This window comes from Gimesia chilikensis (assembly GCF_007744075.1).
Lineage (GTDB): Bacteria > Planctomycetota > Planctomycetia > Planctomycetales > Planctomycetaceae > Gimesia > Gimesia chilikensis_A.
Genome location: NZ_CP036266.1, coordinates 1,557,033 through 1,579,129, shown reverse-complemented (window position 1 = coordinate 1,579,129; position 22,097 = coordinate 1,557,033). Strand labels below are relative to the sequence as shown.

The following is a 22,097-nucleotide window of genomic DNA, read 5'->3' as shown; positions in this document are numbered from 1 at the left end:
ACCGATTCATTTTTCTCAAACCATTCCTGTGACTTACGGAGTCTCGACGACTTCGCCTCCGCCAATCGTAGACAGCGCCTGGTAGGTTCCCAGGTCAACGTTTTCACTGATGAAATGCACGGAACCATCGGCATACAGGAAATGACAGCCACCAATGTGCTGACTGCGGAAGTTACTGGTCGCATCCACACCGCTCAAGGAACAGGTGGAATAACTTGCCAGATCAATCAGTGTCTCTGTAGTAGCATTCTTATTGATGCGATCTGCCGTACTCCCGAAAATACTGGCACGGGCCCCGAGCACAGGTTTGAAGTCAGTATTGGGTGGCTGTGCGACAATCCAGGCTTGAGAAGCTTCAACCACCGGTGAAGCCGCTGTGGTACAACCCTGTCCTTCGCATAACTTGAACTGGGGGCCGGTCCCGGCTTCTCCCATCGCGATCGTATTGCTGGAACCGTCGATGATATCCCGCATCTTGGCACCGCGGTTCAGGTCAAACATCCCTCTGACGGTACTGGGATGATTGCTCGAACTGCACCAGCCGATATTTGATCCGCGACAGAGCGCATACGTGGTGATACCAAATGTATTGCCCACAGGCAGGCTCAAGGCTCCCAAAGCAGAGTCAGTAATCGGGTTCTGTCCGACATTTGAAGGACAGACAAACGTAGGCACCACGGTCCGGGCTGCAGCGGCTGACTGGTTTTCCCAGGCAATCGTCTGATTGTAGAGATTCGAAAGGTTGGTCTGATCAAAATAGGGTAGCATCATCACGATCCCGTTGGAGATAAAGTTCCCTCCCCCGGAAGAAGTGCTGAAATTGACGCTTGTCCCCAGCGGAAACGTGCTGTGCGCTTCGTGATAGTTGTGCATCGCCAGACCGAACTGTTTCATGTTGTTCTTACACTGCGTGCGACGGGCCGCTTCCCGGGCCTGTTGAACTGCAGGGAGTAACAGTGCGATCAGAATTGCAATGATGGCAATCACGACCAGCAACTCGATGAGAGTGAAGCCTCGCTTCAGACGTTGACGACATACCATAGCGTTACTCCTCGTAGTTCCGTAAAAGTATGAAAAGTGCCTGATCAAATTATCGAACACCGATTCTCAGAACCGGTTCTGGTAATTACATGACGCGAACACAGTATGAGAGTGCAAACCTTGTCGACGCCCACGTCGCTCAAACAGACTGGGGGCTACAAAGTCGCGTGCTCTCGGAACATTCTTTTCAAACAGAATTGAAGTAGTGGCTGCAGCAGATCTCCCCTTTCGGGAAGCCGCTACGCATCTCAGCTATTTAAGTCTGATACAGACCTGTATCAGGTATTAGACGTGACGTTCTCTAAAGTGATTAACCTCGTGTTCACCCTAAATGTGAACGAAAATTCGACTGATTTTGTCTAAAAAACCAATAGATCACCGGTAACGTTACCGTTACAATACACATGCTAGCGACTCGGTTTTTCGATTTCAATATAATTCTTCAGGAATTTCTCGATGGAACCAACCGCTGATCCGTTCCCCCCTTCTGGGAATCTTCACAACCACAGGCGTGACAGGTATACTCTTTCAAACCGCCAGGAATGGAGCGAATATGTCGTCAACTGATACCAGTGCAATCTCCCCCAAAAAAGAAGTCTCTTCCCAGGAAGCCATCCTGAAGGCGGCGATTGAAGAGTTCGCCGAACGGGGGGTCGACGGAGCCCGAATCGAAGCGGTCGCCCGACAGGCCAACTTCAACAAATCGCTAATCTATCGCTATTTCACTGATAAACAGGGCCTCTTTGAAGCCGCCCTGCAAAACAAACTCCAGGAACGCAGCGACACTGTCGAAAAGATCCCCATCGATATCACCGAGATTCTGCAGTACTACTTTGAAGAGAATCTACGCGATCAGAACTATGTTCGCGTTCTACTCAATGAAGCCCAGCAGAATGCGGGGGCTCCCCTGATCGATGAGCCCTGGCGACGCGAATACTACCAGAATCACATCAACCGTCTAAAAAAATCGCAGGAAGCGGGCATCGTCTCTGACGAGTTCGATCCGGTCTGCCTGATGTTGATTTTTACTGCCCTGGTCTTTTTTCCAGCCACGCTGCCCCAGCTGGCGCAGCTGATTTCCGGACACCCGGTTGATTCCCCAGAATTTCAGGAACACTGGAAGAACTGCCTGTCAATCTTCGGAAAGCTGTTTCAACCACAGCCACCCGACGACAAACAATAACGCAATCTGTTTCCTTTAATACACTTAGGAATATTGCGCGGCCTTAAATATCTCATCAGATCGAGCCGACCGGAACCGGAGAAAACCTGCTGCGCCATCTGAGAACACAGAGCGATAGAATTTCCTCAGGTTTGACCAACAGATCTTCACCCAAATGCGTAAGAAGGCCTACGGGACTGCTGCCTGAAAAGGACCTTCGTTCTGACAGCAGCAATTCATTAAATCCGCCGCTGTCAGGCAGATCGGAGACGCCTAACTGGAAAATGTCATCTTGTCCTCTTTTCCGAGATCCTATAATATCGAATGGCTTACATAAGTGAATTCCCGGTGTCACGTCGGCTTCACTGATGCTTTCTCTTTCACATGAAATTCAGATAACGGACGAAACTTATGAAGTTAAATCCTCCCTCAAAAGCAGCCTCTGCTCTCAGTCTCTGCATGGTTCTCCTGCTGGGAACCGCAATCTTCGCTCAGCAGGCCTCTGTCTCTGACTCTTCCAATGACTCTGTCACAGCCAAACGCGTCTGTGCCATGGTCAGTCGGTTCCATATCAGCGGCAAACCCATCAATGACGAGATCTCGGCGAAACTGATGAAACGTTTCATCAAGCAGCTCGATCCACAGAAGCTCTACTTCTACAAATCCGACATCGAGCAATTTGAGGCGGAAAAAGACCAGCTGGACGATAAACTGGCCGTTGGCGATGTCAGCTTTGCGTACAATGCTTTTGACCTCTACCTCCAGCGTCTGCAGGAGCGGATGGACTATGCACAGCAGCTCGTCGATGTCGATCATGACTTCACCGTCGATGAATCGATCATCGTCGATGCCAAAGATCTCGATTTTGCCAAAGATCAGAACGAGATGAACGAACGCTGGAGAAAACGGGTCAAATACGATCTGCTCAACCTGATTCTGGATGACACCGAACTCGCAAAAGCCCGCGAGCAGTTACACAAACGTTATCGCAACAATCTCCGCACCATGGCTCAGACTGAAAAGCCTGAGAAACTGGAGATGTACCTCAGCGCCCTGACTCACTGCTTCGATCCCCACTCCAGCTACATGTCTCCCCAGACACTGGAAGATTTCCGGATCAGCATGGAACTCAGTCTCGATGGTATCGGTGCTGCTCTGCGTTCCGAAGAAGGTTACACCGTCGTTGCTGAAATCGTCCCCGGTGGTGCAGCCGATGCAGACGGTCGCCTTAAAGCAGGTGACAAAATCGTTGGCGTCGCCCAGGAAGACGGCGAGTTCGTCGACGTTGTCGAAATGAAACTCAGTAAAGTTGTGCGTTACATCCGTGGCAAACGGGGCACCGTAGTTCAACTGCGGGTCAAAAAAGAGAAAAACAATGCCATGGAAGTTTACAAACTGACCCGCAAGAAGATCGAACTGAGCACTTCCGAAGTCAAAGGAAAAATCATCGATACCGGAGAACGTCTCCCCGGTAAGACCGGACGCATCGGCGTGATCAGCATCCCTTCGTTCTATCGGGATTTCCGTGGAGCACAGCGGGGTGATGAGAACTTCAAGAGTACCGCCCGCGATGTCCGCCAGGTGCTCTACGACTTCCGTGACCAGGGTGGCGTCGATAGTGTTGTCATCGATCTGCGATTCAACGGCGGTGGTGCACTCAGCGAAGCCATCGAAGTCTCCGGTCTGTTTGTTGACGAAGGTCCTGTCGTGCAGGTCAAGCAGATGGACGGCGAACGCAAAATCCACAGCGACGTTGAACCGGGTGCAGTTTACACCGGTCCGCTGGTTGTGGTCTGCAACCGCCTCTCCGCTTCTGCTTCCGAGATCTTTGCCGGCGTCATCAAAGACTACAAGCGTGGCATCATCATCGGTGATACCACCACTCACGGTAAAGGAACGGTACAGAACGTAATGCCGGTCAGCAACCAGATGTTCTCCTTCCTCAAAGGCCAGGACCTGGGTGCTCTGAAACTGACCATCAACCAGTTCTACCGCGTCAACGGCGACAGTACTCAGAACCGGGGCGTCCGTTCCGACATCGTTCTGCCTTCGCTGATCGACAATATGGACCTGGGTGAATCCTTCCTGGATGATGCGATGGAGTTCGACAAAACCGAAATCGCTCCACACGAATCGCTGGGAATGGTCAGTCCAAAAATCCTGGATTATCTGAAGCAGGCCAGCACCAAACGTGTTGTGGCTGACAAAGATTTCAAAGAAACCCAGGATGAAATCAACAAGTATCTGAAAAAGAAAAATCAGAAAACCATTTCTCTGGTCGAAGCTGAACGGCGTAAAGAACTGTCGAACGACAAAGAGGAAAAGAAAAAAGAAGACGAGAAGAAGGACGAAGCAGCCGACAAAGATATCTTCAAGAAGGATCACTACAACGATGAGATTCTGAATATCACTGTCGACTACATGAACGTGCTCAAAAACATGAACACAGTCCAACGCTAGTCTCACTGGATATGATTCCCCCCGGTAGCTCCGACTCTCAATTGAGGGTCGGAGCTTTTTTCATTCGCTGCTAGATTTCTTCAGGATACCAGATGCAGTACCCTGCCTCCCTGCCCCGCTACGATCGCCTGCAGACTTACCAGTGGAACTACGAGCATGCGCCCGAACCGTGCGAACTTGATATCCCAGCTGTTCCGGGCAACTGGAGCTTCTGCGGTCTCCCGGTCCCTTCCCCACTAGGCATCCCCGCCGGTCCGCTGCTCAATGGAAAATGGGTCCTGTATTACGCCAGTCTGGGCTTCGATGTGTTGACCTACAAAACAGTTCGCTCGTCCGCACGGGAATGCTACCCGCTTCCCAACCTGCAGCCGGTGACTGCCTCCTCCATGACTGGACAGGAATCGCAGGTCACCCTCACCGATCAGATGCAGGGAAGCTGGGCCGTCTCTTTCGGTATGCCTTCCGCTGCTCCGGAAATCTGGCGCGACGATGTCACCCGCACCCGCGAGTTACTAGCTAAAGAAAAAATCCTGTCCGTTTCCGTGGTCGGCAGCCTGCAGCCCGGCTGGTCCCTGGAAGACCTCGCCGAGGATTACGCGCTCTGTGCTCGCTGGGCCTGTGAGAGCGGTGCCGACTGTATTGAAACGAACTTCTCCTGCCCCAATGTCTGCACCCGTGACGGACAGTTATACCAGCAACCAGAGGCTGCCACTCTGGTCGCCAGCCACGTCCGAGAGGCGATCGGCGACACTCCTTACCTGATCAAAATTGGACATCTAAATCAGGAAGAGACCGCCCGTGAATTCCTGCAGGCGGTCGCTCCCTTTGCAACAGCAATCGTGATGACCAACAGTGTCGCCACGACAGTCACCGATGCCCGGGGCACTCCCTTATTCAACGGGGAGCAGCGGGGAATCTGCGGTGTCGCGACCCGTGAAGCCTCTCTGCATCAGTTAAAATGCTTTGCCCGGCTGATCGCAGATTTACCTCAAAATGTAAAGCGTCCGGAGCTGGTCTCCTGTGGCGGCATCAGTACAGCAGAGGATGTGAGAGAGTTCCTGAACGCCGGTGCCCAGGCCACCCATCTGGCGACGGCGGCCATGATCGACCCGCTGATTGCCCGGCAGATCCGTACAGAACTCGCACAAAAAGCGTCTTGAGAGCCCCGGGTTAGAGCAAAGGCCCCCGCCTGTCTGTTTTTTCTGAATCGCTGGTTTTGTCGCTCGACCCATCGCAGCAGGTACCGTAAGATGATGGCATGAATGCCATTGTCGTCCGAAATCTCGAGAAAACGTACAAAGTCTACCAGAAAAACGAAGGGGTTTTTGCCTCTTTGAAAGGCCTCTGGAAGCGCGATCATAAAACCGTTCACGCGGTGACCGATGTCAGTTTCACCATTGAACAGGGGGAAATCGTCGCTTTCCTCGGTCCGAATGGCGCAGGCAAAACCACAACCCTGAAACTCCTTTCAGGCCTGATTTTCCCCTCAGCAGGCGAAGCAACCGTGTTGGGACATGTTCCCTGGAAACGCGAGAACGAATACCGTCGTCGCTTTTCGCTGGTCATGGGACAGAAGAATCAGCTCTGGTGGGACCTTCCGGCACAGGAATCTTTCCGGCTGCACAAAGAGATCTACCGCATCGACCCACAGCAGTATGATCGCCGGATCGATGAACTCACCAGCCTGCTCGAAGTCAAACATCTGATTGGCCAGCCGGTCCGCGAACTTTCCCTCGGGGAGCGGATGCGCATGGAACTCATCGCCGCCCTGCTGCACCGCCCTGATGTTCTGCTGCTCGACGAACCCACGATCGGCCTGGACGTCGTTTCTCAACGCCGCGTGCAGGAATTTCTGAAATACTACCAGAACGAGCAGAAGACGACGGTCGTACTCACCAGTCATTATATGAAAGATGTGGAAGCCCTCTGTAAACGGGCCATCATCATCAACCAGGGAAGCATCAAGCATGACGGCCCCTTAAGCGACATTCTCGACCGCTTCAGCAATTATAAAATCATGGACGTCCAGTTTGACGGTGATGACATGCCCCGCGACTTCTCCCAATGGGGAGAAGTCCTCGAAAATGAAGCGCCACGCGTGAAACTCAAAGTCCCCCGGAATAAAATTCCGGAGATCCTCTCCAGCCTGCTCGCGAAATACCGGATACTCGATGTCGGCGTCCAGGAACGCCCCCTCGAAGAGGTCATCGCAGAAGTCTTTACCGAACACAAAGAGACGTCGGACTACCAGCAGGCCCAGAGCCTGGAGCCGACAACAACCAAGTAACTCCGTCTGCCACCAGTAAACGTATTCTAAGCATTTACATAAAGAACCATGATCGCCAGCCTGCGGACCAACTGGATCATCCTCAAAACATCAATCGAAGAACGACTGGTGTACCGGGGAGATTTCGTCTTCGCAACCTTCGTCCGCTTCCTGCCGATCGTCACTCAGATCTTCCTGTGGGGCGCCATTTACGGTATCCACACGTCTAAGCCGATCAGCAATATTAAAGGCTACAACTACAAGGAAATGGTCGCCTATTACCTGCTGGTAATGATCGGACGTGCCTTTTCCAGCATGCCCGGTCTGGCCAATGGCATCGCCAACGATGTGCGGGACGGCACGATTAAAAAATATCTGATTCAGCCGATCGATATGCTGGGCTATCTCTTCTGGGCCCGCATGGCTCACAAGCTGGTGTACTACATGGTCGCCCTCGGTCCGTTTATCCTGCTCTTCTACCTCTGTCGGGATTACTTCTCGGGCTGGCCGGATGCCTTTACGATTTTCGCCTGGATCCTCTCCCTGCTGATGGCCTTTCTCGTCGGTTTCCTGATTGAATCACTGATCGGCCTGATTGCGTTCTGGTTCCTGGAAGTCAGCTCGTTGATCTTTATCTATATGATGCTCAACTACTTCCTTTCAGGCCACATGATCCCCTTGGACCTATTTCCGGAACCGCTGAGTCAGTGGATGCAGCTGCTGCCATTCAAATACCTGGCTTACTTTCCCGGAACTGTCATTCTGGGGAAATATACCCATCAGGAACTGATCATCGAATTGTCCATTGAAGTGGTCTGGATTGTCGTGCTGTTTTCTCTGAATCGGATCGCCTTCCAGCGGGGCATCCGCCGTTACAGTGCCTTCGGTGGTTAAACTCAGCAATCACCGCCCCGAGTGACGCCCTGAACCCACCCCGCAGCCCTGTTCTGCACTATGGAATCACCAGTTTCCACGCCGTCTGAGCGAAACTTTAACATTTCCCCCTTAGACGGATCGGCCTCACTCTGCTAGAATACTGGCATGGATGTGGTGTACTTCCGACATCTGCGACACCTCGCCAGAAAGTGAGTCGCGACATCCCTCGAAATCACGAACTCGAAGACACCCCGCTGTGTCTCCCCGTTGTGAACCCGCCAGAGAGCCTCACAAGACGCTTGCAGGACTCGGACTGATCCCGCCGAATCAGACATGCTGATCCTGAATTGTGAGCGGAAACTGTTTCTGTTTCCGAACGAAAGACTGGTACAACGTCCGGCAATCTGTCCTAACCTGAATTAAAACGAATGTCTATCACACCTGTAATTCCCTCAGATGAAGAGGAACCTATATACAACCGGCTGTTCTGGTTCTGTTACCTGGCCAATGTGCTGCTGGTGACCGCAAATGCAATCACCTTCCGCTTCGCGGATCTGGTTACCTACCTGGGCGGAACCGAAGAGCTTGTCGGTGATATTGTCAGTTGCGGCGTCTTCGTCGCCTTAATCGGCCGCTTCTTCCTCGGTCAGGGTATCGACCGCTATGGTGTGAGAAAACTCTGGGCCCTGTCTGCAGCAATTTTCGTCGTCGGAACCGGCGGCATGACACTTTGTCGTAGTCTGGGCTGGGAAATCTTCGCCTTGCGAATGTGCTTTGCGACCGGTATCGCAGGCATGTTTACCTGCTCCGTCGTACATATCCAGCAGAAAGTCCCACATCACAGGCGGACCGAAGTCATTGGCAGCCTGGGTAGCAGCGGATTCGTCGGTATGATCCTGGGAACCCAGGTCAGTGACCTCATGATGCGCTGGCTTCCCGCCGGCAATGCCCAGTTTTACGCCCTGTTCGGTATCCCTGCAATCCTGGGCTTCAGCTACTTCCTGATCGTCCTGTACGTCACCCATAACGATGTCCACCGCAGACCACAGGTCACCCCTGCTGCACACCAGCTCCTGTTCCGCTACTGGCCGGGCCAGGTCATGGTGGTCGCAATCATGATGGGCCTCAGTTTTACCGTGATCAGCGTCTTTTTAACCCGCTTCGTCTCTCAACGTGGCCTGGGCGGGATCGGGACATTCTTCCTGGGATATGCGATTTCAGCCTTCTTCATTCGCATCTACACCCGCCGCTGGGGAACGACGGTAGGTCGGACCAAAATGATCACCATGGGCCTGATGGGGCACGCGATCGGGCATACGATCCTGCCCTCCATCACTCAGGAATGGATGCTGATTGGCCCCGCGATCCTTTGTGGCTTCGGACACGCCCTGCTCTTCCCGGCCGTGGTCTCCCTCGGAACTGAATCGTTTCCGCCTCAGTATCGTGGGACAGGAACGACGATTGTGCTGGGCTTTTTCGACGCAGGTGCAATTATCTTCGCTCCTATCCTGGGGGGCATCATCGATAACTGGGGCTTCTACCCCATGTTCTACACGTCTGCCTCAGTCATGACGTGTACGGCCCTGGTCTACACGCTGACGACGAATCACAGCATCAGCAAGGACAGCGCCGTCCCCGCGCCGAAGCAGGAACTCTGCACCGTAATGGACGATTCCGGCGATTGAGCTCCTGCCGGAGTTCGTTAGCGAATCGCCCCGGATTCCAGATCCTTGACGACTTCTGCCAGGATGGCCGGATCAGCGGACTTCAGAACATGATCAATGCGGGTCGGCGGGACATTCAGGCGTTCCATGATCTCCTGAGCTTTCTCCCACAGCTTCTGTTTCTTTTTACCTTCCGTCAAAAACAGATTGGTACAGAGCTCAGACAATCGTTGCTGATCAATCGATTCCCGATTGTCATAGTAACGTTTGATCACATCCTTTTGATAATTTGAATATTCTGGCATCGGAAAGACTTAACTCCTGAGATCTTTTTCCCAAATAAATTAACGCAAAACGGGAAGGGCCCCTGTCCCGGGCGGGGTGATTGAAGACTTATATCGGTTTGAATTATCGCAGGTCTGACTACAATTTCTACTCAGCCTGCAGGTTTTGAAAAATTGGGATTTCCGCACTTTTTTCAAGTGCAAGTTCCATAAACCAGTTATAATAATGAATTTCCGACATTAGGGGCGAGAGATTTGCGGTAGAACCCGCATTTCCCCAAAATCAACCTAACTGTCTTAACACTCCCATTATAAATATTACTCCCGAATAGTCCGACTTAAAAAAAATAATTGCATCATGAGCGCGAGATCACAAGACATGATGTAGTAAATAAAGAGAATGGCCGAAATTTCTGATAAGTTGACTCACAGTTTTGCTGTGAGTAACATTTTAACTGGTTTAACTTGATTTCATTGTAACGCAGCGCCGTTACTCACAACTGGTTAAATAAAATATTAGAAACGTGCTGGTAGTTTATTAGACCGGAGCTCAACGTGTCCGTAACACAATTCACCGAACAGGAATTAAAAGCACTAGAAGAAAAAACGACCATCCCTCGTTTTTTGTTCCTGCCTGTCGGATTGGTCGCAATCTGGTGTCTTGCCGTTTACTGGCCCACTGATGCCATCAGTTGGCAGATCTTTCTGACACTGTTTATTTCTTACTGTCTGTTCTGCTGGACCAGTTGCTTCCACGAATGTTCTCACCATACGCTCTCCGGCTCCAAGAATGCGAGCATCTGGCTGGGGCGAATCCTGGGAACGGCGATGTTTGTACCCTACACGGTTTACCGTGAGAGCCATATTCGCCACCACGCCTACCTGAATAAACCCAGCGACTGGGAACTCTGGCCCTATTCTGACCCGAACACATCACTCCGCTTTCGCAGAGTGTTTGTCTGGTTCGACCTGGCTCTGGGTCTGTTCATGGCCCCGTTCATTTACGGTCGCATCTTCTGGCACAAAGATTCTCCCCTGACCGACCCTAAACTCCGTAGAACCATTCGCTACGAATATGCGGCGATTGTAATCTTCTGGGGTTCCGTGATCGCTCTCTGCGGCTACTACGGTGCACTCATCGGTCTGCTGCGTGTATGGGTTCTGCCCCACTATCTCGCAGGGATCTACCAGAACACTCGTAAGTTCACAGAACATCTCGGAATGAGCAGTTACGATCCCATGCTGGGAACCCGTACGGTCGTGGGAAATAATATCATCACGAAGCTCTGCACCTACTTCAACTTTGACATCTTTGTACACGGACCGCATCATCGCCATCCGAAAATCGCCCACAACCTGCTCCTGCAGAAAATGGATGACTACAAAGAACAGAACCCCGATGTCAAATACCCGGTCTTCACGACCTACTGGAGCGCCATCATCGACATGGCCCCCTCCTTCTTCAAACAACCGGGTGTCGGTATGAATGCGGGAGCACCAGCGCCAGGCAAGGAAAAGAAACAGATCGACAACTTCGTCGGCGACGTTGCTCAGGAAGTTCTGGCAGACACCGACTATGTTTCCAAAAAAGAACAGAAGACCAACGCTTCCGGTTCTTAAGCTTGCCTGAAACGCTCACTGTCTTACGCTCCTTCTCTGTTGTCGACGATATAAATCGCCGTGCAGAAGCTCGAAGGGAAGCCCCAGCTTTAAGCGTAGCCGCTACCACTTGCCGGCTACGCGTGACCTGTGATTCTCTAAGTGTCGCGTTTGTAGAATGGCAAAGCGGTCACTTTTACCGGAAATCGCTTACCGCGAATATCCGCTTCCAGCACCTGCCCCGGCTCTGCATAAGCGGCTTCGACATATGCCATGCCCAGCGGCAGATCCAGCGTCGGTGAGAAGGACCCAGACGTCACGACGCCCACCTTCTGATCGCCATCGTACAGCTCTGCACCTTCGCGTGCCGCCCGTTTCCCCTCCAGGGTGAAACCAATGCGTACTTTACGATCTTCACGAGCCTTGGCGGCGATCAATGCCTCTTTACCTACGAAATCAGCCGCCTGCAGCTTCACAGCGAAGTTGAGTCCCGCTGTAAAGGGATCGGTCTCTTCGTCCAGTTCGTGCCCATACAGGGGCATAGCGGCTTCCAGACGGAGCGTATCGCGGCATCCCAGCCCGGCAGGAACCAGTCCTGCACTCTGACCGTCGGCCATCAGTCGCTCCCAGAGTGCCAGACCTTCAGCCTGATCAACGACGACCTCGAAGCCGTCTTCCCCGGTATATCCGGTCCGACTCACGAGAGCATCCACGCCCAGCACTTTGGTTTCCACGCCGTAATAATATTTGATTTCGCTCAGCTCTGCCTCAGCCAGTGGATTCAGAATTCCCAGTGAAGCAGGTCCCTGCAGGGCCAGCATGAACTTCTCGCAGGTCATGTCATCGATCTGCACATCGAAGCCTTCCCGCTGCTGTTCGATCCAGTCAACGATTTTCAGGCGATTGGATGCATTCACCACCAGCAGATAGAAATCGGAAAATCGATAGACCAGTACGTCATCCAGGATCCCCCCGGATTCATTAGTCACCAGTGAGTAGCGGATCTGTCCCGGCTTGAGTGATTCGACGTTATTCGTCAGCAGATGATCCAGGAAGCGGCATGCATCCGGACCACTGAAAAAGAGCCGCCCCATGTGGGCGATGTCAAACAAACCTGCCGCCTGGCGTACCGCGTGATGCTCATCGGTGATATTCGTATACAGCAGAGGCATTTCCCAGCCGGCGAAATCGACCATTCGGCCGCCATGATCAACGTGCCACTGGTGGCAGGCAGTAGTGAGTAAAGATTCAGACACAGCTCTCTCTTCTGACTTTAAAATGAGGACTGATAAAGGGGAATTCAGGCGCTGTCGACTATTGTGGAACTTCCCGGACTATCTCGCAATCAACAGACTCCGCGAATCTTAAAAATCCTAATTTAATCAAAACCAACTGCCGAACCCCTATAAAAAAAGCGAGGGTCCCGCAGGTCCCCTCGCTCTGTAAAAGATCATTACGTCGTGTGCTTAGTCTTTCGCACACAGCTTTGCACGCAGGTATTCGCGGTTCAGACGGGCAATGTTAGAGACCGAAATCTCTGCGGGACACGCAGCCGAACACTCTTCCGTATTCGTACAGTTTCCAAAGCCTTCTTCGTCCATCTGGGCGACCATGTTCTGCACACGACTCGCACGCTCGGGAGCCCCCTGAGGCAGTGTCGACAGATGTGACACCTTCGCAGAAACAAACAGCATGGCTGAAGCATTCTTACAGGCGGCCACACAGGCACCACAGCCAATACAGGCTGCCGCATCCATGGCTGTCTCCTGGACCGGCAGGGGAACGGGAATATTGTTCGCATCGGGAGCATTCCCGGTATTGACCGAGATAAAGCCCCCCTTTTCGATGATCCGGTCAAAAGCACTGCGATCGACGACCAGGTCGCGAATCACAGGAAACGCCTGCGATCGCCAGGGTTCAATCACGATCGTGTCGCCATTCTTGAACCGCCGCATATGCAACTGACAGGTAGTTGTGCCTGAATCCGGACCATGTGCCTGTCCGTTGATCATCAGGCTACACATCCCGCAGATCCCTTCGCGACAGTCATGGTCAAAGGCAACCATCTCTTCGCCCTGCTGCAGCAATTGCTCATTCAACACGTCCAGCATTTCCAGGAAGGACATATGCGTGGAGATGTCGGTAAGTTTGTAATCGACGTAACGCCCGACGGCATCGGGGCCAGGCTGGCGCCAGATTCTGAGCGTCAGATCCAGAGTCTCGCTCATTATTTATAACTCCTCGTAGCCAGAGGTACTTCAGTAAATTCTAATTGTTCTCGGTGTTCGACCGGCTCATTGCCGACCCCGGTGAATTCCCAGGCAGCCACGTGACAGAAATTCTCATCGTCACGTAACGCTTCGTTTTCGGGAGTCTGATGTTCTTCGCGGAAGTGACCACCGCAGGATTCTTCCCGCACGAGGGCATCTCGCACCATCAACTCACCAAATTCCAGGAAGTCTGCCAGACGACCAGCGTGTTCCAGGTTCTGATTCAACTGCTCGCCTTCGCCCAGCACTTTCACGCTCGACCAGAACTCATCCCGCAGATCGCGAATCTTGCCCATGGCTGTTTCCAGCCCCTGGCGTTCGCGGGACATACCACAGTATTCCCAGAGGATGTGCCCCAGTTCGCGATGGATGCTGTCGGACGAACGCGTTCCGTTGACTCCCAGAATCTTTGAGTTTCTGTCCTGGGCATTGGCCAATGCAGCCTTGAACGCCTCATCCTCGGTTGAAACCTCAGGCAGACTGTTCGAAGCCAGGAAGTGACCCGTTGTGTAAGGAGCGACGAAGTAACCGTCTGCCAGTCCCTGCATCAAAGCGGACGCCCCCAGCCGGTTGGCACCATGGTCCGAGAAGTTTGCTTCGCCCAGCACGAACAGACCGGGAATCGTACTCTGCAGATGATAGTCCACCCACAGCCCCCCCATCGTATAGTGCACAGCGGGATAAATCCGCATCGGCACTTCGTAAGGGTTTTCGCCGGTAATCTTCTGATACATATGGAACAGGTTGCCGTACTTCGTTTCGATGACGTGTCTTCCATCGCGGATAATCGCATCCCGGAAATCCAGGAAGACTGCCTGACCGGTCGAACCGACACCGTAACCGGCATCGCAGCGTTCCTTAGCCGCACGAGATGCCACGTCACGAGGCACCAGGTTACCGAAGGCGGGATAACGTCGTTCCAGGTAATAGTCCCGTTCTTCATCAGGAATTTCATTACCGCGACGTTTATCATCGGCTGATTTGGGAACCCAGACCCGGCCGTCGTTTCGCAGACTTTCACTCATCAAAGTCAGCTTAGACTGGTAATCGCCACTCACGGGGATACATGTCGGGTGGATCTGTGTGTAACAGGGATTCGCAAAGAACGCTCCCCGTTTATGACACCGCCAGGCGGCGGTCACATTCGACCCCTTCGCGTTGGTCGAAAGGTAGAAGGCATTTCCGTAACCGCCGGTTGCCAGCAGCACACAATCGGCGGAATAGGTTTCGAACTCACCGGTAATCAGATTACGAACGATAATCCCCCGGGCCACGCCGTCGACCACAACCAGGTCCAGCATTTCACGCCGCGGGAACAGCTTGACACGTCCGGTCCCCACCTGCCGCATCAAAGCGCTGTAAGCCCCCAGCAGCAACTGCTGTCCGGTCTGCCCGCGGGCATAAAAAGTACGGGATACCTGGGCCCCACCGAAGGACCGGTTGGCCAGCAACCCGCCGTAATCACGGGCGAAAGGCACGCCCTGGGCAGCACACTGGTCGATAATGTTGTTACTAACCTGGGCCAGACGATGCACGTTCGCTTCACGGCTCCGGAAGTCGCCCCCCTTCACGGTATCGTAGAACAGACGCCAGACGCTGTCGCCGTCATTCGGATAGTTCTTGGCAGCGTTAATCCCCCCCTGGGCGGCAATACTGTGAGCCCGACGGGGAGAGTCCTGAAAACAGAAGGATTGTACCTGGTAGCCCAGTTCAGCCAGCGAGGCAGCAGCAGAGGCCCCTGCCAGACCGGTTCCCACCACAATGATCTTTTTCTTCCGTTTATTCGCCGGGTTAACCAGCTTCATCTCCTGTTTACAACGATCCCATTTTTCGGCCATGGGACCTTCAGGAACTCGAGAATTCAAAACCGTCGTAGCCGACTCGGCCATGATATCTACCTTCAAAACGGAACGTGTGAAACTATCTATAGGATGGTGCTAAACCGACGCAAATGACTGGCGGAAGGTTAGCGGATAAAAAAGCCCCAGAGTGGCAGACTGACAAAACCAGCTGCAATGACGATCGCAAATAGAATTGCCAGTTTCTTGATCAGGGGCGTGTATTTGGGATGATTCAGTCCCAGGGACTGGAACGCACTCCAGAAACCATGGGACAGGTGAAATCCGAGGACAAGCGTTCCCACAATGTAAATCGGGGCACTCAAACCACTGCCCAGAACCTGCACGATGATGCCAAAGGGTGACTGGTCTTTGTAGTCGACCGTTGGGTTCAGATGCAGTTTCATGTCGATCATATGCATGATCAGGAAGATCAGAATTATGGATCCCGAAATGAACATCCAGGAACTGGTCCGCCCCATCGGAGTACGTCCGAAAATGGAAGGTGGCTCCTGAATCTTGCTCTGCTTCTCATGATAAGTGATCTGGCGTGCCTTGCGGTTATCGCTGGTCAGCTTGAATGCCAGTGCAATGTGAGCGAACAGCAGCAGGAACAGTCCCGTCTCCGCTACAGGCAGCAGCATCATGCTGTGCAGCTCTTTTGCGTAGTTGTTGTAGGCGTCTGCGCCGACATACACGAGCAGGTTCCCCGCCAGATGCACAACCAGGAAGCCGCACAAGAGAAGGCCCGTGATGCCCATCACGAACTTCTGGCCAATGGAAGAGGAAAGCAGGGTCATAATCCACTTCGTCGCTGATTTTCCGCCTGCTGACGGAGAGGATTGCTGTTTCTCAGCCAATTTCGTCACCATAATCAAGCACTCACCCGGTGATCTGCTTGAGATCCCGTGAATAATATTGTGATAGTGAAATCTATAAACAAAGCAGCCAGCGTGGCGGTCACTCAGTCTGACCTGATTGAATCTGCCGATGCTGAAAGATGCATATTCGTTATAGAGCTTAAGTTATTATATTTCTTCGCCTTCGTACATCAATCTTCACAGAATTATAAACTGAAGTCCTTTTGCAAATTTCCGCTCTGCATAATTGTTTTTAGCTCCAGCTTACCCGGTTTCAAGTAAAACATCCGTACCCTGCAGACACTTCCCAAAGGCACTCAGCTTACTTGCGTTTCTTCTTTTTGCTCCGCGGTGACTTCCCCGGCCGGTTCTTCTTCTTTTTCACAGCCCCCTTCCCCTTGGAAGAGGCCCGAGTCGGCTTTTTACCTGACTGCTTCGAATTACCATTATCTGATTTTGACTTCGATTTACCTGACTTCTCCGCTCGGGGCATTCGAAAATCCAGCTCTCGACGATCCAGATCGATCTTTTCGACTTCCACCTCCAGGAAATCACCAATACGGAACTCCTGACCTGTCCGCTCCCCGACGATACTGAATTTGGCTGGATCCTGGTGAAAGTAATCGTTTTTGCCCAGTCGGCTGATGTGTAACAGTCCTTCCACAGGCACATCCACACCCCGGCAGAACAACCCGAACGATTCCACTCCCGTGATCATGGTTTTCAGCGTGTTGATTTTATTTTCAACCATCCAGGTCAGCAGTTTGACTTTAGTCAGCTCCCGTTCTGCCGACTCGGCACGACGCTCACGTAAGGAGAGGTCGTGGCCCAGTTGACGCAGCCCCTGGGGGCTCTGCCCTTTCCCTTTGTCGGGACGCTCCAGAATTTCATCGATCATGCGATGAATTGTCAGGTCAGGGTACCGCCGAATCGGGCTGGTGAAGTGGCAGTAATGCTCAACGGCCAGAGCGTAGTGCCCAAGCTCTTCATCCGTATATTCTGCCTGCTTGAGACTGCGTAACATGGAATAATTGATGGCCTGTTCGACAGCGGTTCCATGCACCTGCTCGATCAGACGCTGCAGATCCTTACGACTCTGGGCCTTTTTGAGCGTATAACCCAGTGCGCTGACAAACTCGGCGAATTCCACTTGCCGCTGGTAGTCAGGCGACGGATGCACGCGACGCAGAAACCGCAGTCCCCGGTCATTGAGTCCTTCCGCGACCGCAATATTCGCTGCCAGCATGAATTCTTCGATGATCTGGTGGCTTTCGTCATGCTCGCGTTCAACGGCACCACTCACACGATGTTTGTCGTCAAAGGTGAGCCGCACTTCGGAGAGGTGCAACTCCAGTGCACCGGCAGCAAAGCGACGTTTTCGCAGCATCATTGCCAGATGATGCATGTTTTTCAGCAGCTCGCGGACGTCCCGGGGTATCCGGTCCCCTTCCTCGTCACGTTCCTGAATGATGGGCAGCACCTGCTCGTAGGCGAACCGCTTCTTGACCCGAATCGCGGAATTGACGAACTCGGTATGGACCGGCACGCCATCCGACGTAAATTCGATAAACGCAGATTTGGTGAAACGCACCTGATCCTGCTGCAGACTGGCCAGACCATTTGAAATGATCTCAGGCAGCATCGGAATCACCTGGCCGGGCAGATACACACTGGTCCCCCGCCGTCGGGCCTCACGGTCCAGTACAGAACCCTCTTTAACAAAGTGCGCCACATCGGCAATATGCACGCCCAGCACCCAGTGCCCGCGCTCGTTCTGAGTCAGCGAAATTGCATCATCGAAGTCCCGGGCATCCGCAGGGTCAATCGTCACGATCGTCTCGTTGGTCAGGTCGCGGCGATTCCCCAGTTTTGTCTCATCAAACAGGCTCGCCTGCTCTCGAGCTGCTTCCAGGACCTCCTCCGGAAAGTCCATCGGGATACCGAACTCGTAGACTATGGACAGCAGATCAACGCCTGGCTTCCCGTGTGGCCCCAGGACTTTGGAAATCACTCCCTGTCCCAGGTAGCTCTTTGAAGGGAAATGCAGAATGTCGATGACGACCTTATCTTCGGGTTCGACACCTTTCGCCCCCGGATCGCCCACATGAATCGGCGAGTTGAATATCTTGCCGTCCACATGCACATAACCTTCACCCTGTGTTTCGAAGTAAGTGCCGACAAATGTCGTCGAAGCCCGCTCGATGATCTCCACGACGCGACCGCAGATCTGGCCTCCGCTGCGGCGGCGATTGATCACGGTGGCATAAACTTCATCGCCGGTCTGGGCATCCCCCATATCCCGCTCGGAAATATACAGATCGCCGGCATGACGCTGGTCGTGGGCAATGTCATCCGGCTTGTGATGGGGAATCAGATACCCGGCCCCGGAATTGATTTTCTTGATAATCCCGGCAATCCAACCCTCTTTTTTCACGGGGCGAATCAGCCCCGAATCGGACACGAGAATCTCTTTGCGGGACTGGAGACTCTGCATGGCCTGCTCGAATTCAGAAGAAGTTGACTTGGAGCCTCCCACTTTTTTCAGCAGCGCTTTTTCCCGAATCGGTGTGTAACCGGGGCGGGCTACGTACTCGAGAATCTTCTTCTCAAAATCGGGCATTCACTCAGTCCTCAGTCATTCCCTTAAACAGCTTTCGCTGCAGGCGAGGCGAATAGGGAGTCCAGCTGGATGTCGAATTAAGATCATCGTCAATGAACCGCGCGAACTCATTGACTTTCGCATCCAGGTTATCCAGATGATGCAGGGCGACTGCTTCCGGAGTCATCGGCAGGCGGGGGCTGCCAAATTCATACGTGCCATGATGGCTTACAATCATGTGTTTCAGCCGTAATTCCGCTTCCTTGGGGAAGGATTCTCCCGTCATTTCCTGGTAAGCGCGAATCTTCTCTGTCAGCATTTCTACGCCAATAATCAGGTGCCCCAGCAGTTGGCCTTCGTCGGTATAGATAAATTCGTTCTCGTAGCCCAGTTCGCGGACCTTGCCGATATCGTGCAGGAACACACCAGCCAGCAGTAGACTCATATCCGCTTTGGGATACAGATCCGCGATCCGATGCGCGGTCTCCATCAGGTTGACCACATGCTCGATCAACCCGCCATGGTAGGCATGATGCGTCTTCACACCGGCCGGAGCCCGACAGAACTCTTCCATCAGCGATTCATCAACCAGGAAGCACTCCATCAGAGTGCGGACCTCGTTATTTTCAATTCCCAGCAGCATCTCACGTAACCGCGCCAGCAGTGCCTGCACATCATGTGACGCCTGGGGTTGAAACTCAGCCGGGTCCAGATTCTCCGCGGAGACCGGTTCGATGTAGGTCAGAATGATCTGCAATGCGCCCTGAAAGAGATGCACTTTGCCTTTCACCTGAACGTAGTTGCCCGATTGAAAATGCAGCATCCGATCTTCGACTACATTCCACATCCGCGCATTGACGACACCCGACGCATCTCTCAGATCAGCAGACAGAAACAGACTTGCATTCCGATTCGCTCGTAACTGCTTGTCAACTAACAGATAAACCTCGTTTACAGTATCCCCGTCCTTCAGTTGATTTATATTTTGTCGAGACATCTCGAATCGGCTTTCAGAATCTCAATTCAAACGCAGCGGTCGATCTTCAGTTTCGCTAAGAAACACAATAGAACGATCTTAAGCCGATCCATCCTGCTCAACAAGTCCGACACCTGTCTGATCTGAAACTCTCTCCTATTTGCTCTCCGATTGTTAAGAACAGCCCCAGTCAGCCCGATCTGAATTCCCTGTTTCGACAAGCCATTGTCCGACAGGCATTTATCTCACCCGAATATTTTTGTCCCCCACCAAGGCGAACCTTTTGGAGTTGAACCCGTTCTGCTAGAATACGCGGCCATCAGTCGGCTGAAAAAGCGAGACTCCTTCCGGCCGATCCACTAGTAACATAAACACCTACTCCTCAATCACTTAAGGAATTCAAGTGCGCTGGTCAAATACGCTGATCCCCACGATTAAAGAAGTCCCCTCCGATGCGGAAATTCCCAGCCATCAGCTGATGCTTCGCGCCGGACTGATCCGACAGTTGATGGCAGGCGCTTATACCTACCTCCCCCTGGGCTGGAAATCGATCCAGAAAGCAGCTCAGATTGTGCGAGAAGAGATGGACGCCGCCGGCGCGGCAGAACTCCACATGCCCGCTCTGCAACCCCTGGGTCTGTTTGAACGCACTCAGCGGAAAGACGCATTTGGCTCCGTACTGATCCAGTTCAACGTCCCTCGTGGAAACCGTCAGATCCCCATGGCACTTGGGCCCACACACGAAGAGGTCGTCACCGACCTGATCAGCCACTGTATCAGCAGTTACAAACAGCTGCCGCTGACCGTTTATCAGATTCAAACCAAGTTCCGCAACGAAGAACGCCCCCGCTTCGGCGTGCTGCGAACCAGTGAGTTCCTGATGAAAGACGCCTACAGCTTCAGCTCTTCCGTAGAGCAGCTGGATGAAATCTACGACCGCATGTACCGCGCTTACTGCCGCATCTTTGCCCGCTGTGGTCTGAAGTATCTGCCCGTAGAAGCAGAAAGTGGCCCCATCGGCGGCGATGCCTCGCACGAATTCATGATCCCCGCCGAAAACGGCGAGGACTCGATCGTTTACTGCGAAGCCTCTGGATACGCAGCCAACATGGAACGGGCCGACACCGGTCGTCCCACCCCTGAAATCAAAACCTCCGCTGATGCCGGGACTATGGAAAAACAGGCCACTCCTGGGGCAACCAGCATTGAGCAGGTCAGCCAGATGCTGAGCTGTGAACCCTCACAGATGATCAAAACGCTGATCTACCAGGCTGATGACGAACCAGTGGCTGTCCTGATTCGCGGCGACCATGAAGCCAACGAAGGCAAGATTCGCCGTGCCCTGGGTGCGACCACTGTCGAACTGGCTGATGACAAGACCATCCGGGAAGTCACAGGTGCCCCCACCGGTTTCGCCGGTCCTGTGGGAATCAAATGCAAGATCATCGCCGACCATGACATCCCCCTGATCGCGAATGCCATCACTGGTGCGAACGAAGCCGACGCCCATTTGGTGAATGTGAACGTGGGCCGGGATTACGAACTGGAAACCACCTACGACCTGCGTAACGCTGCCGCCGGCGATCCCTGCCCCAAAAGTGGGGAACCTCTGGCGATCGTGCATGGCATCGAAGTCGGTCACGTCTTCAAACTGGGCACCAAATACACGGAAGCCCTCGACGCCGACTTTCTGGATGAGAAAGAGAAACGGCATCCGATTATTATGGGTTGCTACGGCATCGGGATAAACCGCATCATCGCCGGCCTCGCTGAGACAAAGCATGATGACAAAGGCCTGATCTGGCCGCTTTCAATTGCTCCCTACGAGGTGCTTGTCATTCCGTTGAATATCAAGGATGACGAAGTCATGCAGACCGCGGAGCGCTACTATGAAGAGCTCAAAGCAGCCGGCGTCGACGTCCTCTTTGACGACCGTAACGCCCGGCCAGGTGTCAAATTCAATGACGCCGACCTGATTGGGATTCCTTATCGCGTCGTCATCGGCGGCAAGGGACTCAAGAACGGCGAAATCGAAACCAAATGGCGGACCGCAGATGATGCAGAAATGATCGCCCTCGATGCGGGCATCACCCCCATTCTGGATGCTCTCGCTGCCCGCAAAGCGGAAGAATATAAAGCCGCAAACGTACCTGAATAGAACGAATTCAGTACTCGCAAAACAAAACAGGCCGACAGGAGATC

16 protein-coding genes are annotated in these 22,097 nt (G+C 53.1%); 8 read left to right on the top strand and 8 right to left on the bottom strand.

Going from position 1 to position 22,097, the window contains the following annotated elements; genetic code table 11:
- Window positions 1-33 precede the first annotated feature (33 nt).
- Window positions 34-1,041: a DUF1559 domain-containing protein gene (locus HG66A1_RS06085; protein ID WP_145193709.1), complete on the bottom strand. Its 1,008-nt coding sequence runs from the start codon at window positions 1,039-1,041 to the stop codon at window positions 34-36.
- A gap of 553 nt (window positions 1,042-1,594) precedes the next feature.
- Between HG66A1_RS06085 and HG66A1_RS06080 the strand changes: the two genes are divergently transcribed.
- The 6 genes from HG66A1_RS06080 to HG66A1_RS06055 all read left to right on the top strand — a co-directional run bounded on the left by HG66A1_RS06080 (window position 1,595) and on the right by HG66A1_RS06055 (window position 9,490).
- Window positions 1,595-2,224, top strand: coding sequence for a TetR/AcrR family transcriptional regulator (locus tag HG66A1_RS06080; protein ID WP_145181315.1), 630 nt, complete (start codon window positions 1,595-1,597; stop codon window positions 2,222-2,224).
- Between the two features lie 390 nt (window positions 2,225-2,614).
- Entirely contained in the window at window positions 2,615-4,663 is a 2,049-nt protein-coding gene (locus HG66A1_RS06075) for a carboxy terminal-processing peptidase (protein WP_232102149.1), read from the top strand.
- Between the two features lie 92 nt (window positions 4,664-4,755).
- Window positions 4,756-5,823 (top strand): hypothetical protein, encoded by a 1,068-nt coding sequence (locus HG66A1_RS06070; protein ID WP_145181314.1) that lies wholly within the window; start codon window positions 4,756-4,758, stop codon window positions 5,821-5,823.
- 98 nt (window positions 5,824-5,921) lie between these two features.
- The gene (locus HG66A1_RS06065) at window positions 5,922-6,950 is read left to right on the top strand and encodes an ATP-binding cassette domain-containing protein (RefSeq protein ID WP_145181313.1); all 1,029 of its coding nucleotides are present in this window, start codon (window positions 5,922-5,924) and stop codon (window positions 6,948-6,950) included.
- Between the two features lie 48 nt (window positions 6,951-6,998).
- A complete protein-coding gene (locus HG66A1_RS06060; protein ID WP_145181312.1) occupies window positions 6,999-7,823 on the top strand; it encodes an ABC transporter permease in 825 nt (274 codons plus the stop codon).
- Between the two features lie 410 nt (window positions 7,824-8,233).
- Window positions 8,234-9,490, top strand: coding sequence for an MFS transporter (locus HG66A1_RS06055; protein WP_145181311.1), 1,257 nt, complete (start codon window positions 8,234-8,236; stop codon window positions 9,488-9,490).
- A gap of 17 nt (window positions 9,491-9,507) precedes the next feature.
- Here HG66A1_RS06055 and HG66A1_RS06050 read toward each other — a convergent pair whose 3' ends face one another.
- On the bottom strand, window positions 9,508-9,774 hold the full coding sequence (locus tag HG66A1_RS06050; RefSeq protein WP_145037552.1) for a hypothetical protein: 267 nt from the start codon (window positions 9,772-9,774) through the stop codon (window positions 9,508-9,510).
- A 534-nt stretch (window positions 9,775-10,308) separates the two neighbouring features.
- Between HG66A1_RS06050 and HG66A1_RS06045 the strand changes: the two genes are divergently transcribed.
- Window positions 10,309-11,373 (top strand): fatty acid desaturase family protein, encoded by a 1,065-nt coding sequence (locus HG66A1_RS06045; protein ID WP_145181310.1) that lies wholly within the window; start codon window positions 10,309-10,311, stop codon window positions 11,371-11,373.
- A gap of 137 nt (window positions 11,374-11,510) precedes the next feature.
- Here the strand turns inward: HG66A1_RS06045 and gcvT are convergent, their stop codons facing one another.
- From gcvT to HG66A1_RS06015, 6 genes are all read right to left on the bottom strand, one after another.
- On the bottom strand, window positions 11,511-12,608 hold the full coding sequence (gene gcvT, locus HG66A1_RS06040) for a glycine cleavage system aminomethyltransferase GcvT (protein ID WP_145181309.1): 1,098 nt from the start codon (window positions 12,606-12,608) through the stop codon (window positions 11,511-11,513).
- Between the two features lie 210 nt (window positions 12,609-12,818).
- Entirely contained in the window at window positions 12,819-13,580 is a 762-nt protein-coding gene (locus HG66A1_RS06035) for a succinate dehydrogenase/fumarate reductase iron-sulfur subunit (RefSeq protein WP_145181308.1), read from the bottom strand.
- Entirely contained in the window at window positions 13,580-15,511 is a 1,932-nt protein-coding gene (locus HG66A1_RS06030) for a fumarate reductase/succinate dehydrogenase flavoprotein subunit (RefSeq protein ID WP_145181307.1), read from the bottom strand. Before HG66A1_RS06030 ends, HG66A1_RS06035 begins: the two co-directional genes overlap by 1 nt.
- A 77-nt stretch (window positions 15,512-15,588) precedes the next feature.
- Window positions 15,589-16,332: a succinate dehydrogenase cytochrome b subunit gene (locus HG66A1_RS06025; RefSeq protein WP_145181306.1), complete on the bottom strand. Its 744-nt coding sequence runs from the start codon at window positions 16,330-16,332 to the stop codon at window positions 15,589-15,591.
- A 310-nt stretch (window positions 16,333-16,642) separates the two neighbouring features.
- Window positions 16,643-18,940: a ribonuclease R gene (rnr, locus tag HG66A1_RS06020; RefSeq protein ID WP_145181305.1), complete on the bottom strand. Its 2,298-nt coding sequence runs from the start codon at window positions 18,938-18,940 to the stop codon at window positions 16,643-16,645.
- Between the two features lie 4 nt (window positions 18,941-18,944).
- Window positions 18,945-19,916 (bottom strand): 3'-5' exoribonuclease YhaM family protein, encoded by a 972-nt coding sequence (locus HG66A1_RS06015; protein WP_145181304.1) that lies wholly within the window; start codon window positions 19,914-19,916, stop codon window positions 18,945-18,947.
- Window positions 19,917-20,298: 382 nt separating this feature from the next.
- Between HG66A1_RS06015 and HG66A1_RS06010 the strand changes: the two genes are divergently transcribed.
- A complete protein-coding gene (locus tag HG66A1_RS06010) occupies window positions 20,299-22,053 on the top strand; it encodes a proline--tRNA ligase (RefSeq protein WP_145181303.1) in 1,755 nt (584 codons plus the stop codon).
- The last annotated feature ends 44 nt before the right edge of the window (window positions 22,054-22,097 follow it).

Excerpts from the sequence above, each read along its gene's own strand:
- HG66A1_RS06050 (WP_145037552.1), bottom strand. The coding sequence starts at position 9,774 with ATGCCAGAATATTCAAATTATCAAAAGGATGTGATCAAACGTTACTAT.
- HG66A1_RS06055 (WP_145181311.1), top strand. The coding sequence starts at position 8,234 with ATGTCTATCACACCTGTAATTCCCTCAGATGAAGAGGAACCTATATAC.
- HG66A1_RS06075 (WP_232102149.1), top strand. The coding sequence starts at position 2,615 with ATGAAGTTAAATCCTCCCTCAAAAGCAGCCTCTGCTCTCAGTCTCTGC.
- HG66A1_RS06070 (WP_145181314.1), top strand. The coding sequence starts at position 4,756 with ATGCAGTACCCTGCCTCCCTGCCCCGCTACGATCGCCTGCAGACTTAC.
- HG66A1_RS06035 (WP_145181308.1), bottom strand. The coding sequence starts at position 13,580 with ATGAGCGAGACTCTGGATCTGACGCTCAGAATCTGGCGCCAGCCTGGC.
- rnr (WP_145181305.1), bottom strand. The coding sequence starts at position 18,940 with ATGCCCGATTTTGAGAAGAAGATTCTCGAGTACGTAGCCCGCCCCGGT.
- HG66A1_RS06085 (WP_145193709.1), bottom strand. The coding sequence starts at position 1,041 with ATGGTATGTCGTCAACGTCTGAAGCGAGGCTTCACTCTCATCGAGTTG.
- HG66A1_RS06080 (WP_145181315.1), top strand. The coding sequence starts at position 1,595 with ATGTCGTCAACTGATACCAGTGCAATCTCCCCCAAAAAAGAAGTCTCT.
- HG66A1_RS06060 (WP_145181312.1), top strand. The coding sequence starts at position 6,999 with ATGATCGCCAGCCTGCGGACCAACTGGATCATCCTCAAAACATCAATC.
- HG66A1_RS06015 (WP_145181304.1), bottom strand. The coding sequence starts at position 19,916 with ATGTCTCGACAAAATATAAATCAACTGAAGGACGGGGATACTGTAAAC.
- HG66A1_RS06030 (WP_145181307.1), bottom strand. The coding sequence starts at position 15,511 with ATGGCCGAGTCGGCTACGACGGTTTTGAATTCTCGAGTTCCTGAAGGT.
- HG66A1_RS06025 (WP_145181306.1), bottom strand. The coding sequence starts at position 16,332 with ATGGTGACGAAATTGGCTGAGAAACAGCAATCCTCTCCGTCAGCAGGC.
- HG66A1_RS06065 (WP_145181313.1), top strand. The coding sequence starts at position 5,922 with ATGAATGCCATTGTCGTCCGAAATCTCGAGAAAACGTACAAAGTCTAC.